The 18,082-nt window shown below is 70.2% G+C and carries 16 protein-coding genes; 9 read left to right on the top strand and 7 right to left on the bottom strand.

Features of this window, described 5'->3' with window-relative positions; genetic code table 11:
- The first annotated feature begins 56 nt into the window (after positions 1-56).
- Both KIK09_RS18820 and KIK09_RS18815 read left to right on the top strand, forming a co-directional pair.
- Positions 57-686 (top strand): pyridoxamine 5'-phosphate oxidase family protein, encoded by a 630-nt coding sequence (locus KIK09_RS18820; RefSeq protein ID WP_214320495.1) that lies wholly within the window; start codon positions 57-59, stop codon positions 684-686.
- A gap of 21 nt (positions 687-707) precedes the next feature.
- Positions 708-1,427: a hemerythrin domain-containing protein gene (locus KIK09_RS18815; protein ID WP_250573247.1), complete on the top strand. Its 720-nt coding sequence runs from the start codon at positions 708-710 to the stop codon at positions 1,425-1,427.
- On the opposite strand, the gene KIK09_RS18810 is transcribed toward KIK09_RS18815, so the two are convergent.
- From KIK09_RS18810 to KIK09_RS18800, 3 genes are all read right to left on the bottom strand, one after another.
- Positions 1,411-1,581 (bottom strand): hypothetical protein, encoded by a 171-nt coding sequence (locus KIK09_RS18810; protein ID WP_214320494.1) that lies wholly within the window; start codon positions 1,579-1,581, stop codon positions 1,411-1,413. The genes KIK09_RS18815 and KIK09_RS18810 overlap by 17 nt on opposite strands.
- A 324-nt stretch (positions 1,582-1,905) precedes the next feature.
- The gene (locus tag KIK09_RS18805; RefSeq protein ID WP_214320493.1) at positions 1,906-2,385 is read right to left on the bottom strand and encodes an RICIN domain-containing protein; all 480 of its coding nucleotides are present in this window, start codon (positions 2,383-2,385) and stop codon (positions 1,906-1,908) included.
- A gap of 62 nt (positions 2,386-2,447) precedes the next feature.
- Positions 2,448-2,891 carry a carboxymuconolactone decarboxylase family protein gene (locus tag KIK09_RS18800; RefSeq protein WP_214320492.1) on the bottom strand — a complete coding sequence of 148 codons (444 nt, stop codon included), beginning with the start codon at positions 2,889-2,891 and terminating at the stop codon, positions 2,448-2,450.
- Between the two features lie 94 nt (positions 2,892-2,985).
- Between KIK09_RS18800 and KIK09_RS18795 the strand changes: the two genes are divergently transcribed.
- Together KIK09_RS18795 and KIK09_RS18790 are read left to right on the top strand one after the other, a co-directional pair.
- Positions 2,986-6,474 (top strand): WD40 repeat domain-containing serine/threonine-protein kinase, encoded by a 3,489-nt coding sequence (locus KIK09_RS18795; protein WP_214320491.1) that lies wholly within the window; start codon positions 2,986-2,988, stop codon positions 6,472-6,474.
- Positions 6,475-6,491: 17 nt separating this feature from the next.
- Positions 6,492-9,815: a serine/threonine-protein kinase gene (locus KIK09_RS18790; RefSeq protein WP_214320490.1), complete on the top strand. Its 3,324-nt coding sequence runs from the start codon at positions 6,492-6,494 to the stop codon at positions 9,813-9,815.
- Here the strand turns inward: KIK09_RS18790 and KIK09_RS18785 are convergent.
- Positions 9,812-10,264 (bottom strand): hypothetical protein, encoded by a 453-nt coding sequence (locus tag KIK09_RS18785; RefSeq protein WP_214320489.1) that lies wholly within the window; start codon positions 10,262-10,264, stop codon positions 9,812-9,814. The two genes, KIK09_RS18790 and KIK09_RS18785, sit on opposite strands and share 4 nt — an antisense overlap.
- Positions 10,265-10,394: 130 nt before the next feature.
- Between KIK09_RS18785 and KIK09_RS18780 the strand changes: the two genes are divergently transcribed.
- The 5 genes from KIK09_RS18780 to KIK09_RS18760 all read left to right on the top strand — a co-directional run bounded on the left by KIK09_RS18780 (position 10,395) and on the right by KIK09_RS18760 (position 13,644).
- A complete protein-coding gene (locus KIK09_RS18780; RefSeq protein ID WP_214320488.1) occupies positions 10,395-11,138 on the top strand; it encodes an SDR family NAD(P)-dependent oxidoreductase in 744 nt (247 codons plus the stop codon).
- A gap of 90 nt (positions 11,139-11,228) precedes the next feature.
- Positions 11,229-11,474 (top strand): metallothionein, encoded by a 246-nt coding sequence (locus KIK09_RS18775; RefSeq protein WP_214320748.1) that lies wholly within the window; start codon positions 11,229-11,231, stop codon positions 11,472-11,474.
- Positions 11,475-11,483: 9 nt separating this feature from the next.
- On the top strand, positions 11,484-11,966 hold the full coding sequence (locus tag KIK09_RS18770; RefSeq protein ID WP_214320487.1) for an FAD-dependent oxidoreductase: 483 nt from the start codon (positions 11,484-11,486) through the stop codon (positions 11,964-11,966).
- The gene (gene sthA / locus KIK09_RS18765; protein ID WP_214320486.1) at positions 11,959-13,362 is read left to right on the top strand and encodes a Si-specific NAD(P)(+) transhydrogenase; all 1,404 of its coding nucleotides are present in this window, start codon (positions 11,959-11,961) and stop codon (positions 13,360-13,362) included. The genes KIK09_RS18770 and sthA overlap by 8 nt, the downstream gene beginning before the upstream one ends.
- Before the next feature lie 108 nt (positions 13,363-13,470).
- Positions 13,471-13,644: an oxidoreductase dimerization domain-containing protein gene (locus KIK09_RS18760; protein WP_308164177.1), complete on the top strand. Its 174-nt coding sequence runs from the start codon at positions 13,471-13,473 to the stop codon at positions 13,642-13,644.
- On the opposite strand, the gene KIK09_RS18755 is transcribed toward KIK09_RS18760, so the two are convergent.
- The 3 genes from KIK09_RS18755 to KIK09_RS18745 form a co-directional block, all read right to left on the bottom strand.
- Positions 13,641-15,593, bottom strand: coding sequence for an ABC transporter ATP-binding protein (locus tag KIK09_RS18755; protein WP_275956156.1), 1,953 nt, complete (start codon positions 15,591-15,593; stop codon positions 13,641-13,643). The genes KIK09_RS18760 and KIK09_RS18755 overlap by 4 nt on opposite strands.
- A gap of 64 nt (positions 15,594-15,657) precedes the next feature.
- Positions 15,658-17,394: an ABC transporter ATP-binding protein gene (locus KIK09_RS18750; protein ID WP_214320485.1), complete on the bottom strand. Its 1,737-nt coding sequence runs from the start codon at positions 17,392-17,394 to the stop codon at positions 15,658-15,660.
- Entirely contained in the window at positions 17,394-18,017 is a 624-nt protein-coding gene (locus tag KIK09_RS18745) for a TetR/AcrR family transcriptional regulator (protein ID WP_214320484.1), read from the bottom strand. The genes KIK09_RS18750 and KIK09_RS18745 overlap by 1 nt, the downstream gene beginning before the upstream one ends.
- Positions 18,018-18,082 lie beyond the last annotated feature (65 nt).

The following is an 18,082-nucleotide window of genomic DNA, read 5'->3' as shown; positions in this document are numbered from 1 at the left end:
GCCTGCCTTTGTGTTTTATCTCCTGACAAAATGGGGTCAACGCGAAGGGAGATCGCATGAGCTGGGTGGAGATCGAATCCGAGGCCGAACTGCGCGACCTGCTGGGCGAGGTGATGCCCAGGGCCGCGAACAAGGAACGGCAGCGCCTGCACCCACGCGACAGGGACTGGCTGGCCGCCTCCCCGTTCTGTCTGATCGCCACGTCGGACGACGAGGGCAACTGCGACGTCTCTCCCAAGGGCGACCCTGCCGGGTTCACCTACGTGATCGACGACAGCACGATCGCCATCCCCGACCGCCCCGGCAACCGCCGGGCCGACGGCTTCCTCAACGTGCTGAAGAACCCGCACGCCGGCCTCATCTACCTGGTCCCCGGCCGCCGCGAGACCCTGCGCATCAACGGCCGCGCCCGCCTGGTCCGCGAGGCGCCGTTCTTCGACGAGATGATCGTCAAGGGCCACCGCCCCGACCTGGCGCTCGTCCTGGAGATCGACACGATCTTCTTCCACTGCGCCAAGGCCTTCATGCGCTCCCATCTGTGGGAGCCTGAGTCCTGGGAGCCCGACGTGCTGCCGTCGCACGCCGTACTCGTCAAGGAGATTCAGACGACGCCGGAGTCGCTGGAGGAGCTGCAGGCCTACTATGCAGACGCCTCCTACGCCAAGAAGCTCTACGCCCCCTCCTGACCAGTCTGGAGAACTATCGCTTTGTGGGGACCTGTACCCTCCGCGCCCGATGGCTGGACGATCGGCGGCTGGCCGCTGCGGCGCAAGAAGAAGGCAGGGACGGAATCCTTCCAGATCGACTTCACGGTGATGAACGCCACGCACGACGCGCTGCGCCGGGACCTCGAGCACATCGCGACCATCACCGCGCGTCTGTCTGACGATCCCTGCCGGGTGCTCGGCACGGCCGCCGGGTGGGAGATGTTCAAGGCCCACCTGCGCATCCACCACCTCGCCGAGGACCGGCTGCTGTGGCCGGTGATGCGGCGGGCGCTGGCAGGCAGGCCTGACGATCTGGCGTTGCTGGAGGAGCTGGAGGCCGAGCACGCCGCCGTCGACCCGCTGCTGTACGCGATCGACGCGGCCCTGGCCGACCGCGAGGGCGGTCTCGGGCGACTCGCCGGCCTGACGGACGCCCTGTTCACCGGGCTGAGCGAACACCTGGGCCACGAGGAGTCGGAGGTGCTCGCGCTGATCGACGCGACGCTGACCCAGGAGGAGTACGCGCCCTTCGACGAGGCGCACCGGCGCAGCGCCGCCCGCTTCGTCCCGTGGCTGCTCGACGGCGCCGGCAAGGAAGCCTCGGCCCGGATCCTGGCCGCCCTCCCCGAGCCGGTACGGCAGGCCTACGCGCAGGAGTGGCGCGAGGCCTACGCCCGGCTGGACCGCTGGAGCGGAGGGTCGGTCAGGCGGCTGGAGTAGGGCCGCCGGGGAAGCGGATCACATTGCGACCGCTGTAGGCGCGCAGGTCGACGACCTTGGAGTCGGTGGCGGCGGGCCTGCGGCGGCTCGCGCCGCGGATGTCGCGCACCTTGTGCCTGGCGATGTGTGGCGGCACCACCACAAGCTTCTTCATACAGCGGGCCCCCCGGCGTGATGTTTCTGTTACCTATGTTATCTACAGATACTGCCGTAAGGTCGCTGTAAATCGCGTATTTCAGTACGGAAGTCGCCGTCCCGAGGGAGAGCGCAGGTCCAGATCCGTGCTCCGGTCCGGGCGTCGTTTGACCGGCGACTTGGCGATTCTGATCCGCTTCATGGTCTCTGCCCCCTCTCGGTGGTCACCTTGACTGTGCGTCCGGCCGCTTGACGGCCGCTTGGCGGGCAGTTGCAGCGGGCTGCCCGCCGTTTGCGACAACCTAGCCGGGCTTGACCGGGGCGCTCAACGCATTTCTACGGGTCACTGCATCAGCCAGGCCTGCTCCGACGTGTTCTTGCACGGCCACTGGATGGCGTACTTGCCCGGCCTGGCCTCGCCCCGCCCGATGGCCAGGCACTGGCCGGTCGCCCTGTTCTGCAGGCGCTGCAGGTCGTCGTAGACCCACTCCTGCTCGAGCCCGCCGTCGGTGCACGGCCACTGGACGGCGGCCTTGGCCTTCTGCGTGGAGCCGTGCGGGATGGCCAGGCACATCCCGGTCTTGGCGTTCACCAGGCGGTGGTCGCGGAAGATCCAGAGCTGGTCCTTCAGCCCGTTGCAGTTCCACTGGATGACGCGCTTGCCCGCGCGGACCTCGCTCTTGCCGACGGCCAGGCACAGGCCGGTGGCCCCGTTGACCAGGCGCGAGCGGGAGGCGGCAGAGGCGGCGGAGGCGGGGACGGCCGTCGCGGACAGGACCGCGACGGCCGCCGTCGCCACTGTGAGGAGCTTGATGGGAGACACGTTCTGCCCTTCGTCGGGGGTAACTGATCACTCTGACGCGGGCGTCTCCCGTTTTGTTGCGATCAGCTGCCAGGCGTCAGCCGCGTCGTCACGCCGATGCGGTTCCACGCGTTGATCATCGCCACGGCCACCACCAGCGCGGCGAGCTGCGGCTTGCTGTAGTGCTCGGCGGCCTCCTGCCACACCGCGTCGGGCACGGCCTCGCGGTCGGCCAGGCGGGTGGCCTCCTCGGTCAGCGCGAGCGCGGCCCGCTCGGCCGGGGTGAACAGCGGCGACTCGCGCCACACAGCGGTGTGCCAGAGCCGCTCGTCGCTCTCACCGGCCTTCTTGGCGTCACGGCTGTGCATGTCGACGCAGAAGGCGCAGCCGTTGATCTGGCTGGCCCGGAGCTTGATCAGCTCGATCGTGCTGTGCGGCAGTTCGCTGCCCGCCAGGAACTCCTCGACGGCGATGAAGGCCTTGTAGGCCTCCGGCGCGAACTGGGCCACGTTGATCCGCTGGGTCATCTGAAACCTCCAAGAGAATGTGGAACGACAGCAGGACGGGACAGCCTCCCGGTTTGTGACAACTTTTCGGACAGGAACGGGCATCTAACCCGCCGTGGAGCCGTTGATCGCAGGAGACCCGCAAAGCATTGGGGACTATTGGCTGTCCGGACGCCTGGGGGCGGGCGGCCAGGGCGTCGTGTACGAGGCCTACGGGCCCGACGGCGAGCGGGTCGCCGTCAAGGTGCTGCACGCGGCCGACCACGACCGCAGCCGCGAGCGCTTCGCCAAGGAGGCGCTGGCCGCCGGGCGGGTCGCCTCGTTCTGCACGGCGCGGGTGCTCGCCGCCGATCTGGAGGGGCGCAAGCCGTACATCGTCAGCGAGTACGTGGCGGGGCCGAGCCTGCGCAAGGCCGTCACCGAGGGGCGCCGTTTCACCGGCGACGACCTGCACCGCCTGGCGGCCGCGATCGCGACCGCGCTGACCGCCGTGCACGACGCCGGCGTCATCCACCGCGACCTCAAGCCCGACAACGTGCTGCTCAGCCCCGACGGGCCGCGGGTGATCGACTTCGGGATCGCGCGGACCCTGGACATGTCGCTGACCAGGACCGGCGAGGTTTCTGGCACGCCCAGCTACATGGCGCCCGAGGTGTTCACCGGGCATCGGGCGGGCGCGGCGGCCGACGTGTTCGCCTGGGGCGCGGTGCTGCTGTTCGCCGCCACCGGCCGCGACCCGTTCTCCGCCGACAACCTGGGCGGGATCATGCACCAGGTGCTGTCGTCCCAGCCGGACCTGCGCGGGCTGCCGCCCCTGCTGGCCTCGCTCGTCGGCGCCGCCATGGACAAGGACCCGGCGGCCAGGCCCGCCGCCCGTGACCTGCTGCTCGCGCTCGTCAGCGGCAACGGCGCCGACACCCGCGGCCTGCTGGATGCCGGCAGCCGCACCGCGCGCGGCGTGCACGTGCCCGACAGGCCCGACCCGGCGCTCGGCACGATCGCCGAGGACGCCTACGGCGCGTTGCCGCCCGAGGACCGCGACCTGGCCGCCGAGGTGTTCCTGCGCCTTGTGTCCGTGGGGGAGGACGGTCACGAGACCGGCCGGTGGGCCACGCGCGACGAACTGCTCGGCGGGCGCCCCGAGCGCGAGGCCGTGGCGATCGAGCGCATCCTGCGCGCCTTCTCCTACGTGGTGACCACCAAGGACGAGGCGGTGGCCCTGTCGCGGCCCGCCCTGTTGCGGGCCTGGCCGCGGCTGCGGATGTGGGTGGACGCGGATCGCGACGGCCTGGCCGTACTGGGGCAGATCTCGGCGGCGGCGCGGCACTGGGCAGACCACGGGCGCAGGGACGGCGACCTGCTGCAGGGCAGCCGGCTGGAGGAGGCGCTGAGCTGGGCGGCCACCGGGCGGCGGAACGTGACGCTGACGCCGAGGGAGCGCGACTTCCTGCAGGCGGGCACCGGGCTGACCAGACGGCGCGCCCGCCGCAGGACGCTGACCACGACCGGGCTGGCAGGCCTGCTCGTGGTGGCGCTGGCCGCCGGAGGCGTGGCCGTCTACCAGGGCAGGCAGGCCGCCGCGCAGCGCGACGTGCTGGCCGCCAAACAGGTGGCGGGCGAGGCCGACCGGATGCGGACCACCGACCCGGCCAAGGCGATGCTGCTGAGCGTGGCGGCGTGGAAGGTGGCGCCGCAGAGCGATGCCCGTTCCGCGCTGACGGCCTCCGCCCAGCAGCAGGAGACCGCGGTCTTCCACGACCCGTCCGCGACGGGTGGCGCGCAGCGGGCGCTCAGCCGCGACGGCCGCACCATGGTCAGCGTCAGCGACGGCGGCGTCAACGTCTACGACGTGCGCACGGGCAGGCGCACCGGCGGCTGGCAGGGCCTGCGGCTGACGGGCACCTTGTCGACTCCGCCGCGCCTGAGCCGCACGGGCCGCTACCTCGCCCAGAGCACCACCGACAAGCTGGGCGTCTGGGACATGCGCACCGGCAGGCAGCTGCTACAGCAGCGCCTGCCGGAGGCCAGCTTCCCCCTCCTGCCGACCTGGGGCGAGCGCGAGGAGATGCTCACCATCAGCTTCGAGGGCGACAACCTCCACCGCATCATCGACGTCGAATCCGGCAAGCAGATCACTGCTCCTCCCGAAGGCGGCCCCAGCGGCTTCCACGACCCGATCGTCGACCCCACCGGCAGGCACCTGCTGGTCCCGGGGGAGAAGCTGCACGAGCTGGCGCTGCCGAGCCTGACCGAGGAGCACCGTCTGCCGGACTGCCACAAGTATCCGGAGGCCGTGGCCTTCAGCCCCGATGGCAGGAAGCTCGCCTGCGGGTACGACCTGATCAAGTTCGTCGACGCCGGCACGGGTCGCGAACTCAACCCGAACGGCGACGGCATCGACTGCACCTTCTGCAAGGGCGGGGCGGTGCTGCGTTTCAGCCGCGACGGCCGCTACCTGCTCGGGTTCTCCGACCGCGACCTGGCCGTGTGGGATGTGGCCACGGGGCGCGACCTGCTCGTCTACCGCGCCGAGGGCGATTTGACCGATGTGGCCTTCGACCCGGACGGCAAGACCGTGCGGTACCTGATGGACGACGCGGTGGTCAGCGTCGACTTCGGCCCGCAGACCGAGCGGGTGCACGTGATCCCCGGCCACAGCCAGCTCAGCGCGAACGGCAGGATCGCGGTGCTGACCCCGGACGACGACAGCAAACAGATCCAGGTCTGGGACGTGCGCACCCGCAAGGTCCTGGGGTCACTGCCGATGACGGGCAACCCGGGGGCCATGATGTCGATCGACGCCTCGGGCACGCGCATGATCACCGTGGGTGACGACGTGCGGCTGTGGGACCTGACCACGCGCAGGAAGCTGTGGACCGTGCGGCTGCCCGAGGACAACGGCAGCGCGGCCGAGGCGTTCTTCGCCCCCGACGGCAAGAGCATCGCGATGACCATGCACCAGGGCGAGATACCGCTCTTCCACAACTACGTCATGGCCGCGGCCGACGGGCACGTCCTGCATCACTACGAAACCCGGATGGAGATGGGCCCGATCACCTCCGACGGCCGCACCTTCGCTTCCAGCGCCGGCAGGCTGGCGGAGGTGGCCACCGGCAAGCAGGTCGGCGGCGACTTCGGCGGAGCCGGCGCGCTGGTGCTGAACGCCCGCCGCGGTCTGATGGCCGGAGGGCTGGACCGCTACGGCCGGCTCGGCCTGTGGGACCTGCACGGGCCCAGGCGGCTGAGCCCCGCCCTGCCGAGAGCCGCCGGCGAGGTGCAGTACACGGCCTTCTCTCCCAGCGGCGACCTGCTGGCCACGGTCACCAACTCCGGGCTGCTGCAGGTGTGGGACGTCGACGGCAGGCGGCGCCTGGGCAACTCCTACAACCTGCATACCATCAACCCCGACCCGATCGCCTTCAGCGCGGACGGCGCTACGCTCTACGCGCCCGCCGAGGGAGTCGTGCACGAGGTGGCCGTCGATCCGTCCCGGCTCGTGCAGCGGGTGTGCGCCCGCACCGGGCACACGCTCGACGAGGCGACCTGGGCCCAGTACTTCCCCGGCAGCGCCTACGTCGACGTCTGCCCAACCAAACAGGGGTGACGGGAGTCCAACCCAGCATGGGGAGCGCGCTGATCGACGGGGATCCGACCAGGCTGGGTGGCTACTGGCTGTCCGGGCGGATCGGGACGGGCGGCCAGGGCGTCGTCTACGAGGGCTACGACCCCGAGGGCACCCGGGTCGCGATCAAGGTGTTGCGCGGCGACCCCGACTCCCAGCCCGAGCTGCGCGGCCGGATGGCCAAGGAGGCGGTGGCGGCGCAGCGGGTGGCCACCTTCTGCACCGCCCGCGTGCTCGACGCCGACCTCGAAGGGCCGCGGCCCTACATCGTCAGCGAATACGTCGAGGGCCCCAGCCTGCGCGCGGCCGGGCGCCTGTTCGCAGGCGGCGATCTGCACCGCCTGGCCACCGCGATCGCCACCGCGCTGACCGCCATCCACGACGCCGGCGTCGTCCACCGCGACCTCAAGCCCGACAACGTGCTGCTCGGCCCCGACGGCCCGCGCGTCATCGACTTCGGCGTGGCCAGGACGCTGGAGATGTCGCTCACCGCTACCGGCATGGTCGCCGGCACACCCAGCTACACCGCGCCCGAGGTGTTCTCCGGCGAGCGGGCGGGCGCCCCGGCCGACGTGTTCGCCTGGGGCGCGGTCATGCTGTTCGCCGCCACCGGCAAGGACCCCTTCACCGCCGAGGCGCTCGGCGCGGTCATGCACCGGGTCCTGTCGCACCAGCCCGATCTGAGCGTGCTGCCCGAGCCGGTCCGCCGTCTGGTGGGCGCCGCCCTGGCCAAGGACCCCGCCGAGCGGCCGACCGCGCGCGAACTGCTGCTCGCGCTGGTCAGCGGCGACGGCAGGCTCGACACGGCGCGGCTGCTGGCCCAGGGCGCCGGCGACTCCGAGCAGGTCGGCAGCGTCCCCGGCCGCGACCCGGCGCTCGGCGTGATCGCCGAGGACGCCTACGCCGCGCTCAGCCCGGCCGCCCGCGAGCTGGTGCCCGAGGTGTTCCTGCGCCTGGTCACCGTGACGGGCGAGGGCGAGCTGACCCTGCGCGAGGCCGACAGGTCCGAGCTGCCCGCGGGCGCCGACGAGGTGCTCGGCGCCTTCTCCTACGTGGTCACCGGCGCCGACCGGGTACGGCTCGCGCGGCCCGCCCTGCCGATGGCCTGGCCCCGGCTGCGCGCCTGGATCGAGGCCAACCGCGACGGCCTGGCCGTGCACAGGCAGATCTGGGCGGCGGCCGGGCGCTGGCAGGGGCACGGCCGCAGGGACGCCGACCTGTTCCAGGGCAGCACGCTGGACGACGCGCTGCGCTGGGCCGCCACCGAGCGCCGCAACATCACGCTCACCCCGGCCGAGCGCGACTTCCTGGAGGCGGGCGCGGCCCTCACCCGGCGGCGCGGCCGCAGGACCCGCCTGTTCTCGCTCGCCCTGGCAGGACTGCTGCTGCTGGCGCTGGTCGCCGGCGGGCTCGCCGTACGGCAGGGCGTCCAGTTGTCCGGGCAGCGCGACGAGGCGGACTCGGCGCGGCTGGCCGGGCTGGCGGGGACGCTGCGCGGCCGGGACCCGGTGGTGGCGGCGCTGCTCAGCGTGGCCGCCGGGCGGCTCGCACCCACGGACGAGGCACGCGCGGCGCTGGTCGACTCGGTCGCGGGCCGGGTGAGCGGCACCTTCCACGACCCGGCCACCGGACCCGACGTGGTGCGGGCGCTCACTTCCGACGGCCGCTCGCTGGTGAGCGTCAGCCCCGGTGAGGTGCGCGTGTGGGACCTGGCCTCGGGCAGGCGCGCGGGCGGTTTCACCGGGCTCGGCCTGGACGGCAGGACGCTGCGGGCGGCGGCTTCCGACGGCAGGCTGGTTGCCGTGGCAGACGACCGCAGCGTCGGCGTGTGGGACCTGGCCACGGGCCGCCGGGCGGCCGCGCCGGTGATCGAGGCCGACGCGAACACCGACCTGGAGATCCACTTCGACCAGGGCTACCTGGTCATGCTGCTGGGCGGCGCGACGAGCGTCTACGACACGCGCGCCTGGCGCAGGACCGACCTGCCCGGCTCAGGCGTGGCCGTCCACCCGGGCGGCGACTACGCCGTCGGCGTCAACACCGGTGGCCTGGAGCGCTGGGCGCTGCCCTCGGGCAGGAAGGAGAAGGGGTACGGCGGCCACGTGCCCGTCGTCGCGTTCAGCCCCGACGGGAAGCTGCTGGCCAGGCCCGACCGCGACTCGCTGTCCATCATCGACGCGGCCACGCGCAAGGAGACCGGCTTCGTGCCGGTGTGGGAGCGCGACGCCAGACCGCTGTTCGCCGGCAACGGCCTGCTGGTCTCGCTCGGCAGGAACGTCGAGCTGTACCGGGTGTCCGAGCCCGACTTGCCGTTGACCACCTTCGCCACGGGCGTCGAGGTCTCCGGCGCGGCCCCGATCCCCGGCGGGCTGCGCCTGCTGGCCGACGACACCGTGCTCACCGTCCCCTTCGGCGACACCACGACGCGCGAGATCTACGACGAGGTACGGCTCAGCCGCGACGGCAGCCTGCTGGCCACCCACGAGGCCGACTCGCCGAAGATCAGCCTGGGCGGCCGGACCTTCGAGTCCGCGCCGCTGCCCACCTACGACATCACGATGACCTTCAGCCCCGACAACCGCTACCTGGCGATCAAACGCCCGGACGACGTCGTCGTCCGGGACACGGCCACGCTCAAGCAGGTCGCCAAGCTGCCCGCGGCCGACAGGGTGCTCTTCGCGCCCGGCGGCCTGTGGACCGAGACCGACAAGGACCTCAGCCTGTGGCGCGTGCCGGGCGGCGGCCGCGTCAAACGCCTGGCCAAGCCGCGCCTGCTCGCCTGGACGATCGGCGCGCAGGGCCGCCCCGTCGGGCTGGAGGACACCCGCTTCCACCTCGTCGACCTGGAATCCGGGCGCGCGCTCGGCCCCCGGCTCGGCTTCCCCGTCGGCGTGGACGACCTGTGGTTCAGCGACGACGCCGGGCTGCTCGCCGCCGAGGCCGACGGCAAGATCAGCCTGTGGGACACCCGCACCGGCCGGCGGGTCGGCAGGCAACTCCCCGTCGGCGACGCGGCCTGGGGAGCGGCCTTCTCGGCCGACGGCCGGCTGTTCGCCTTCATCGGGCAGGACGCCTCGCTGTCGCTGTGGAACGTCGCCGACGGCGAGCCCATCGGAGCGCCGCTGTCACTGCCCGGCTCGGCCAGGTCGGTGGCCTTCACCGCCGACTCCGTGCTGGCCATCGGGCGCTCCGGCGTCACGACCAGGCTGCCGGTGGCGGTCGGACCGCTGATGAGCGCGGTGTGCCGGCGGGCCGGCCGGTCGCTGACCGAGGCGGAGTGGCGGCAGTACCTGCCGGGGCGGGACTACCAGCGGGTCTGCTAGCCCTGGCAGTTGCCCCAGGAGTTGCGACCGCCCCAGGCCTCGACGCGGCCGTCGGGGGTGCGCATCCAGCCGGTGTACTTCACGCACTTCCAGGCGCCGCGCAGGTGGCCGGTCTCGGCGTAGAAGCGGTAGTTCTGGACGTCCTCCGACCTGGCGCCGCCGCGGACCTCCAGCGAGGCGCCGACGAGCGTGCGCTTGCCGACGAACTCCGACTTCACCGCGGCGACGCAGTTCTGGCCGCTGCGCTTGCTGTACATCAGGAAGACGTGCCCGAAGACGTCGCCGTCGCGGGTCCTGATCTCCCGGTGGCCGTCCTTGACCCGGTGGAAGCCGGGACCGCAGATCCGTTCGGGGCTGTAGGGCGCCGAGGCGGCCTGCGCGGGGGTCGCGGTGGCGAATCCGGTGGTGACGAGCAGGCTGGCGGCCGCGATGACCGTTCGCGTGAACACGTGAATCCCTTCGGCCGGGTACAGGCGTTCAACGATCTTTACTGGGACATGACCTCATGTGCAAGGGAATGTAGTGATTTGTGGGGCTCGGGTTCATGATCGCTTGCGGCTCGTGCCTAAGGTGAATGTCATGAGATTTCGTGATCGAGTGGTGTTGGTGACCGGTGGCGGCTCCGGGATCGGGCAGGCCACGGCCCTGGCCTTCGGCAAGGAGGGCGCCACGGTGGTGGTGGCCGGCCGTACCGAGGAGACCCTGGCCGAGACGGTGGAACTGGTCGGCGGCGGGGCGAGCCTGGTGGTGGCGGATGTGACCGACGAGGCGGACGCCGCGCGGATGGTGGACACGGTCGTCGAGCGGCACGGGAGGCTGGACATCGCGTTCAACAACGCCGGCATCGGCGCCCCCGGCAGGCTCGCCGACCTGGACAAGGAGACCTGGGACCGGGTGCTCGCGGTCAACCTGACCGGCGTGTGGCTGTCGATGAAGTACGAGATCCCCCGGATGCGCGAGCAGGGCGGCGGGGTGATCGTCAACGCGGCCTCCACGCTCGGGGCGCACCGCCGGGCGCCGGGCATGGGCGCCTACATCGCCTCCAAGGCGGCCGTCAGCGCGCTGACCAGGACGGCGGCGCTGGAGTACATCGGCGAGGGGATCAGGATCAACGCCGTCAGCCCCGGCCCGTCCGACACCCCGATGTCCAAGCGGCCGGGCGAGAGCGAGGCCGACAGGGCCGAGCGGCTCAAGGTCGCCAACCCCAGCGGCCGCGTCGCCACGCTCGACGAGATCGCGGGTGCCGTGCTCTACCTGGCCTCGCCCGAGGCGGGCTACGCGGTCGGCACCGACCTGGTCGTCGACGGCGGCAGCGCGGCTTGACCGGGGCGGCTTGAATATGGCGATCCGTTGGGGAAAGCGGGACCTCGATGCGGGTATCTCCCCGGCGGACCGACATTCGAGGGGATGACCATGGCCGTCTGTGAGACGTGTGGCAACGAGTACGACATGGCGTTCGAGGTGCACGCCCAGGGCGCGGTGCACACCTTCGACTCCTTCCAGTGCGCCATCCAGGCGATGGCGCCCATCTGCGAACACTGCGGCGCCAAGGTGATCGGCCACGGCGTCCAGGTGGAGCAGCACTGGTACTGCTGCGCCCACTGTGCCCGCCAGGAAGGCGCCAGGCAGATCGTCGACCGGGAACCGATACTCGCTTAATGTGAGGACGTGTCCGACTTTGACGTACTCGTCGTAGGCTCCGGGCCCGGCGGGCAGAAGGCGGCCATCGCCGCGGCCAAGCTCGAGAAGCGGGTCGCCGTCGTCGAGCGCCGCAACATGATCGGCGGGGTGTGCATCAACACCGGCACCATCCCGTCCAAGACGCTGCGCGAGGCCGTGCTCTACCTGACCGGCCTCAACCAGCGCGAGATGTACGGCCAGAGCTACCGCGTCAAGGACGTCGTCGACGAGCTGGGCAGGGACGTCAAGGTCAGCGCCGAGAAGATCATCATCGCCACCGGGACCTGGCCCGCCCGGCCCGCGTCCGTGGAGTTCGACGGTGAGACGATCATCGACTCCGACGGGATCCTGTGCCTGCCCGCCGTACCCGACTCGCTGGTCGTCGTGATCGGGATCGTTCTCTCCCTTGTTCGTTCGTGTTGTGATCGCTTGAGTGGGCTCGCGGGTCGGGAGGTCTGCTTCGATGTATGACTTCGATCTCCTTGTCCTCGGGTCCGGTCCTGGAGGACAGAAGGCGGCGATCGCCGCGGCGAAACTCGGCAAGCGGGTCGCGGTGGTCGAGAGGAAGCACATGCTGGGTGGTGTGTGCATCAACACGGGGACGATCCCGTCGAAGACGCTGCGGGAAGCTGTCCTCTATCTGACGGGCCTCAATCAGCGAGAGCTGTACGGCGCGAGCTATCGGGTGAAAGAGGAGATCACGGTCGCGGATCTCGGAATGCGCACGCAGCACGTGATCGGCCGGGAGATCCAGGTCATCCGGAGCCAACTGGGCCGCAACCACGTGACGGTCCTGCAGGGCACCGGGCGGTTTCTGGACGCCCACACCATCGGAGTCACCGGAGACGAGGAGAGGAAGGTCACGGCCGAGAAGATCGTGATCGCCACGGGGACTTCGCCGGCCCGCCCGTCCAGTGTGGAGTTCGACGACAAGATGGTTATCGACTCGGATGCGATCTTGCATCTCGAGCGGGTGCCCGAGACCCTCGTGGTCGTCGGAGCCGGCGTCATCGGCATCGAGTACGCCTCGATGTTCGCAGCTCTCGGCACCAAGGTGACCGTGGTGGAGCGCCGTGAGCGGATGCTGGAGTTCTGCGATCTGGAGATCGTGGAGGCGCTCAAGTACCACCTGCGCGACCTGGCCGTCACATTCCGTTTCGGGGAGAACGTCGCCGCGGTCGAGCAGCGGCCTCGCGGGGCCTTGACCGTTTTGGAAAGCGGCAAGAAGATCCCCGCCGACTGTGTCATGTACTCGGCGGGACGGCAGGGCAAGACGGCCGAGCTGAACCTGGAGGCTGCAGGGCTGGCCGCCGACGAGCGGGGCAGAATCCAGGTGGACGAGAACTACGCCACCGCCGTCCCGCACATCTACGCGGTCGGCGACGTGATCGGCTTCCCCGCGCTGGCGGCCACTTCGATGGAGCAGGGCAGGCTGGCCGCCCAGCACGCCTGCGACGAACCGGTGGCGGAGATGCAAGAGCTATCGCCCATCGGGATCTACACCATCCCAGAGATCAGCTTCGTCGGGAAGTCCGAGGACGAGCTGACCCGAGACAAGATCCCGTTCGAGGTGGGCATCTCGCGCTACCGGGAGCTGGCCCGAGGGCAGATCATCGGCGACTCGTACGGAATGCTCAAACTGCTCGTCTCATCGGAGGATCGGCGGCTGCTCGGTGTCCACGTGTTCGGCACGGGCGCGACCGAGCTTGTCCACATCGGGCAGACCGTCATGGGATGCGGCGGGACGATCGACTATCTGGTCAACGCCGTGTTCAACTACCCGACGCTCGCGGAGTCGTACAAGGTCGCCGCCCTGGACGCCATGAACAAGATGCGGGTGATCGCTCGACTGACAGCTGAGCTGTGACCAGCCCTGCCCAGGCGTCGTGACGTTCGGCTATAGGGAGCCTTCCGGCGCCGACCGCGCAGGGTACTCCCCTTCGTGTCGTCCTCTTCCTTTCGCCCACCCTTCGAGGTGGGTATCTCGCGTTACAGGGAGCTGGCCCGCGGGCAGATCATCGGCGACACGTACGGCATGCTCAAGCTGCTCGTCTCGCCCGAGGACCGCTCCCTGCTCGGCGTGCACGTCTTCGGCACCGGCGCCACCGAGCTGCTGCAGCTGCGCCGGGTCGCCAAGTTCGAGCTCTAGTCCACTTCGGCCACCGCCTGGGCGAACTGGGCCGAGTACAGCCGGGCGTAGGCGCCGCCCTCGGCCAGCAGCGACTCGTGCGTGCCCTGCTCGACGATCCGCCCGTTCTCCATGACCAGGATCAGGCTGGCGTCGCGGATCGTGGACAGCCGGTGGGCGATCACGAAGCTGGTGCGCCCCTCGCGCAGCGAGTTCATCGCCCGCTGGATGAGCACCTCGGTGCGGGTGTCGACCGAGCTGGTCGCCTCGTCCAGGATCAGGATCGCCGGCTCGGACAGGAACGCCCGGGCGATCGTGATCAGCTGCTTCTCGCCCGCGCTGACCGTGGCGCCCTCCTCGTCGATCACCGTGTCGTAGCCGTCGGGCAGCGTGTGCGCGATGCGGTCCACGTGGGCCGCCTCCGCGGCGGCCTCGATCTTCTCGCGGGTGGCGCCTTCCGCCCCGTAGCCGATGTTCTCGGCGATCGTGCCGCCGAACAGCCAGGTGTCCTGCAGCACCATGCCGATGTTGTTGCGCAGCTCCTCCCTGGACATCTCGGCGATGTCGACGCCGTCGAGCGTGATACGGCCACCGGTCACCTCGTAGAAACGCATGATGAGGTTGACCAGGGTCGTCTTGCCCGCTCCCGTGGGGCCGACGATGGCCACGGTCTGCCCGGGCTCCACGGTCAGCGACAGGTCCTCGATCAGCGGCCGGTCCTCCGCGTAGCTGAACGACACGTTCTCGAACGCCACCCGGCCCCTGAGCTCGGCCGGCCGCGCGGGCTGGTCCGGCTCGGGCGACTGCTCCTCGGCCTCGAGCAGCTGGAAGACCCGCTCGGCCGAGGCGATGCCCGACTGCACCATGTTCGCCATGCCGGCCACCTGGGTCAGCGGCTGGCTGAACTGTCGCGAGTACTGGACGAAGGCCTGCACGTCACCCAGCGAGATCGAGCCGGAGGCCACCTTGAACCCGCCCACCACGGCGACGAGCGCGTAGTTGAGGTTGCCGATGAACATCATCGCCGGCTGGATCATCCCGGAGATGAACTGGGCGCGGAAGCTGGAGGCGAACAGGGCGTCGTTGTGCTTGTCGAAGGTCTCGGCGGCCTCCTTCTGCCTGCCGAACACCTTGACCAGCGTGTGCCCGCCGTACATCTCCTCGATGTGGCCGTTGAGCTTGCCCGTCGACGACCACTGCTTGATGAACTGGGGCTGCGACCGCTTGCCGATCGCCGCCGTGACGTAGACCGACAGCGGCACCGAGACGAGCGCGATGAGCGCCAGGATCGGCGAGATCCAGAACATCACCACCAGCACCGCCACGACCGTCAGCACGGAGTTGATGAGCTGGCCCATCGTCTGCTGCAGCGACTGGGCGATGTTGTCGGTGTCGTTGGTGGCGCGGCTGAGGATCTCGCCGCGCGGCTGGCCGTCGAAGTAGCTCAGCGGCAGCCGCGCCAGCTTGGCCTCGATCTGCCCGCGCAGCCGGAACGCCACCCGCTGCACCACGATCGTGGTCAGCCGGAACTGGACGATACCGAGCAGCGCCGCCACCAGGTAGATCGCCAGCACCCAGGCCAGCACCTGGGCCAGCGCGGTGAAGTCGATGCCCCGACCCGGCACCACGTCGATCGACGACACCAGGTCGGCGAACGTGCCCTGGCCGCGGGCGCGCAGCCCCGCCACGGCCTGCTCCTTGGTGATCCCGGCGGGCAACCGGGCTCCGATGATGCCGGAGAAGATCAGGTCCGTGGCGTGACCGAGGATCTTGGGGCCCGTCACGGTCAGCGCGACGCTGACCGTGCCGAGGGTGAGGACGACGGCCAGCAGCGCGCGCTCGGGGCGCAGCAGCCGCAGCATGCGGCGCAGCGTGCCGCCGAAGTCCAGGGCCTTCTCGGCAGGCCCGGACAGCATCCTGGCCGGCCCGAAACTGGGCTGAGGCCGACGCGGGGGTGCCTGCGTGGTCATGAGCCCTCCTTCGTCGGTCTCATGACCAAGGTGCTGTGCTTATTGATGACCTCGACAAGCTCGGTCATGCCGCGGCCTCCTGTTCGGTGAGCTGGGACAGCACGATCTCTCGATATGTCGGGCAGGTGGTCATGAGCTCGGTATGGGTGCCGCTGCCGACCACGCGGCCGTCGTCGAGCACGAGAATGCGGTCGGCGTCGCGGATCGTGTTCACCCGCTGGGCCACGATGACGATCGTGGCGTCCTCGATCTCCTCGGTCAGCGCCGCGCGCAGCCTGGCGTCGGTGGCGTAGTCGAGGGCGGAGAAGGAGTCGTCGAACAGGTAGATCTCCGGCCTGTGCACCAGGGTCCTGGCGATGGCCAGGCGCTGGCGCTGACCGCCGGAGACGTTCGTGCCGCCCTGGGAGATCGGCTCTTCCAGGCCGCCGGGCATCGCCTCGACGAAGTCGCGTGCCTGGGCCACCTCCAGGGCCCGCCACAGCTCCTCGTCGGTCGCGTCCGGCCTGCCGTACCTCAGGTTGGAGGCGACGGTGCCGGAGAAGAGGTAGGGCGACTGCGGGACCAGGCCGACCGCCCGCGACAGCGCGGCCGGGTCGAGCTCGCGCACGTTCACGCCGTCGACCAGCACTTCGCCCGCCGTCGTGTCGAACAGGCGGGGGATCAGGTTGAGCAGCGTCGTCTTGCCGCTGCCCGTGCTGCCGATGATCGCGGTCGTACGGCCGGGCCGTGCCGTGAGGCTCACGCCGCACAGCACCGGCTCCTCGGCGCCCGGGTAGCGGAAGTCGACCGAGCGCAGCTCCAGCTCGCCGAGATGTCTTTCCGGCGTGACGGGGTGCGCGGGCGGGTCGACGGTGGGCTCGGTGTCGAGGATCTCCTCGATGCGCTCGGCGCAGACCTCGGCCCGGGGGATCATCATGAACATGAACATCGCCATCATCACCGACATGAGGATCTGCATCAGGTAGGAGATGACCGCGGTCAGCGCGCCCACCTGCATGGACCCGTCGGCGATGCGATGGCCGCCGAACCACACCACGGCCACGCTCGAGACGTTCACCACCAGCATGACCGTGGGGAACATCAGCGCCATCAGTCGTCCGACCCGCAGCGACACGTCGGTCAACTGGTCGTTGGCCGCGCGGAAGCGCTCGCGCTCGTGCCGGTCGCGGACGAAGGCCCTGATGACCCGGATGCCGGTGATCTGCTCGCGCAGCACCTGGTTGATCCGGTCGATCCGCTCCTGCATGGTGCGGAACAGCGGTCGCATCCTCACCACGATCACGCTCACGATGGCGATCATCAGGGGAAGCACGACCAGCAGCAGCGACGACAGCCCCACGTCCTGGCGCAGCGCCAGCACGATGCCGCCGACGCACATGATCGGCGCCGCCACCACCATGGTGAACGTCATCAGCACGAGCAGCTGGACCTGCTGCACGTCGTTGGTGGTCCTGGTGATCAGGGACGGCGGGCCGAACCTGTTGACCTCCTGGGCGGAGAAGTCCTGCACCCTGCGGAAGATCGCGGTCCGCACGTCGCGGCCAAAGGCCATCGAGGTCCGCGCGCCGTAGTACACGGCCACGATCGAGCAGATGATCTGGACGAGCGTCACGCCGAGCATGAAGAACCCGACGCGCATGATGTAACCGGTGTCGCCCTTGACGACACCGTTGTCGATGATGTCGGCGTTGAGCGTGGGGAGATAGAGCGTGGCCAGCGTCTGCACGAACTGGAAGAGCACGACGAGCGTGATTTCTTTCCCGTACGGTCTGAGCTGGCCCCGCAAGAGACGGAGCAGCATCAAGATGCGCTTTCTGTCGAAGGAGTGGGGGAGGGCCGCAGGAGCAGCCCGTCGAGCAGCACGGAGACGATCTCCTCGTCGTCCATGTCTCCGAAGTCGCCGCCAAGGCCGAAGCCGCGGTGCACGGTCACCGCGACCAACATGAGGAGGAGGTGCGCCGCGCCCTCGGGAGAGCGGCGCAGCAGGTCGCGGTCGGGTTCGATCAGGGCGGCGATCGCCGTCCCGATCCGGCGCCGGTTGTCGAGCATCCGCTCGCGCAACCCGGCGTCGTGCGTCGACAGGTCCCCGGACGCGACGAGAAGCTTGGCGTTGGCGCTCATCCCTGCCCGCAGCAGCGTGACCGCCTCACGCAGCCGGGCGCGCAGTTCCAGCCGCGTGCCGATGGCCGCGAGCGCGTCCACCGCCGGCTGAGCGTCGAACGCGCTCATCAGCGCCGCCCGCAGCAGCGATGCCTTGTCGGGGAAGACGCCGAAGATCGTGCCCTCGGCCACGCCCGCGGCCTCGGCGATCTGGCGGGTGCTCACCGTGGTGCCGTGTTCGCGCAGCAGGGGGAGCGTGGCGGCGATGAGCGCGGCACGGCGGTCTTCTGGGGCCATGGCCGGCACCCTTCGCCTCTTGGTCATGCGGACAAGTCTAATGAGCGAGTACTCACTCGTTCAAATGGTTATTTGTCGGGCCTGACCGCTAC

This window comes from Nonomuraea sediminis (genome assembly GCF_018531495.1).
Taxonomy (GTDB): Bacteria; Actinomycetota; Actinomycetes; order Streptosporangiales; family Streptosporangiaceae; genus Nonomuraea; species Nonomuraea sediminis.
Note: the sequence above shows the minus strand (reverse complement) of the source record. Positions and strands in the feature narration are given on the sequence as shown.

Bases quoted from the DNA above. Each gene is read 5' to 3' on its own strand.
- KIK09_RS18745 (WP_214320484.1), bottom strand. From the start codon at position 18,017: ATGACCAAGAGGCGAAGGGTGCCGGCCATGGCCCCAGAAGACCGCCGT.
- sthA (WP_214320486.1), top strand. From the start codon at position 11,959: ATGTATGACTTCGATCTCCTTGTCCTCGGGTCCGGTCCTGGAGGACAG.
- KIK09_RS18820 (WP_214320495.1), top strand. From the start codon at position 57: ATGAGCTGGGTGGAGATCGAATCCGAGGCCGAACTGCGCGACCTGCTG.
- KIK09_RS18750 (WP_214320485.1), bottom strand. From the start codon at position 17,394: ATGCTGCTCCGTCTCTTGCGGGGCCAGCTCAGACCGTACGGGAAAGAA.
- KIK09_RS18800 (WP_214320492.1), bottom strand. From the start codon at position 2,891: ATGACCCAGCGGATCAACGTGGCCCAGTTCGCGCCGGAGGCCTACAAG.
- KIK09_RS18780 (WP_214320488.1), top strand. From the start codon at position 10,395: ATGAGATTTCGTGATCGAGTGGTGTTGGTGACCGGTGGCGGCTCCGGG.
- KIK09_RS18775 (WP_214320748.1), top strand. From the start codon at position 11,229: ATGGCCGTCTGTGAGACGTGTGGCAACGAGTACGACATGGCGTTCGAG.
- KIK09_RS18810 (WP_214320494.1), bottom strand. From the start codon at position 1,581: ATGAAGAAGCTTGTGGTGGTGCCGCCACACATCGCCAGGCACAAGGTG.
- KIK09_RS18790 (WP_214320490.1), top strand. From the start codon at position 6,492: ATGGGGAGCGCGCTGATCGACGGGGATCCGACCAGGCTGGGTGGCTAC.
- KIK09_RS18755 (WP_275956156.1), bottom strand. From the start codon at position 15,593: ATGACCACGCAGGCACCCCCGCGTCGGCCTCAGCCCAGTTTCGGGCCG.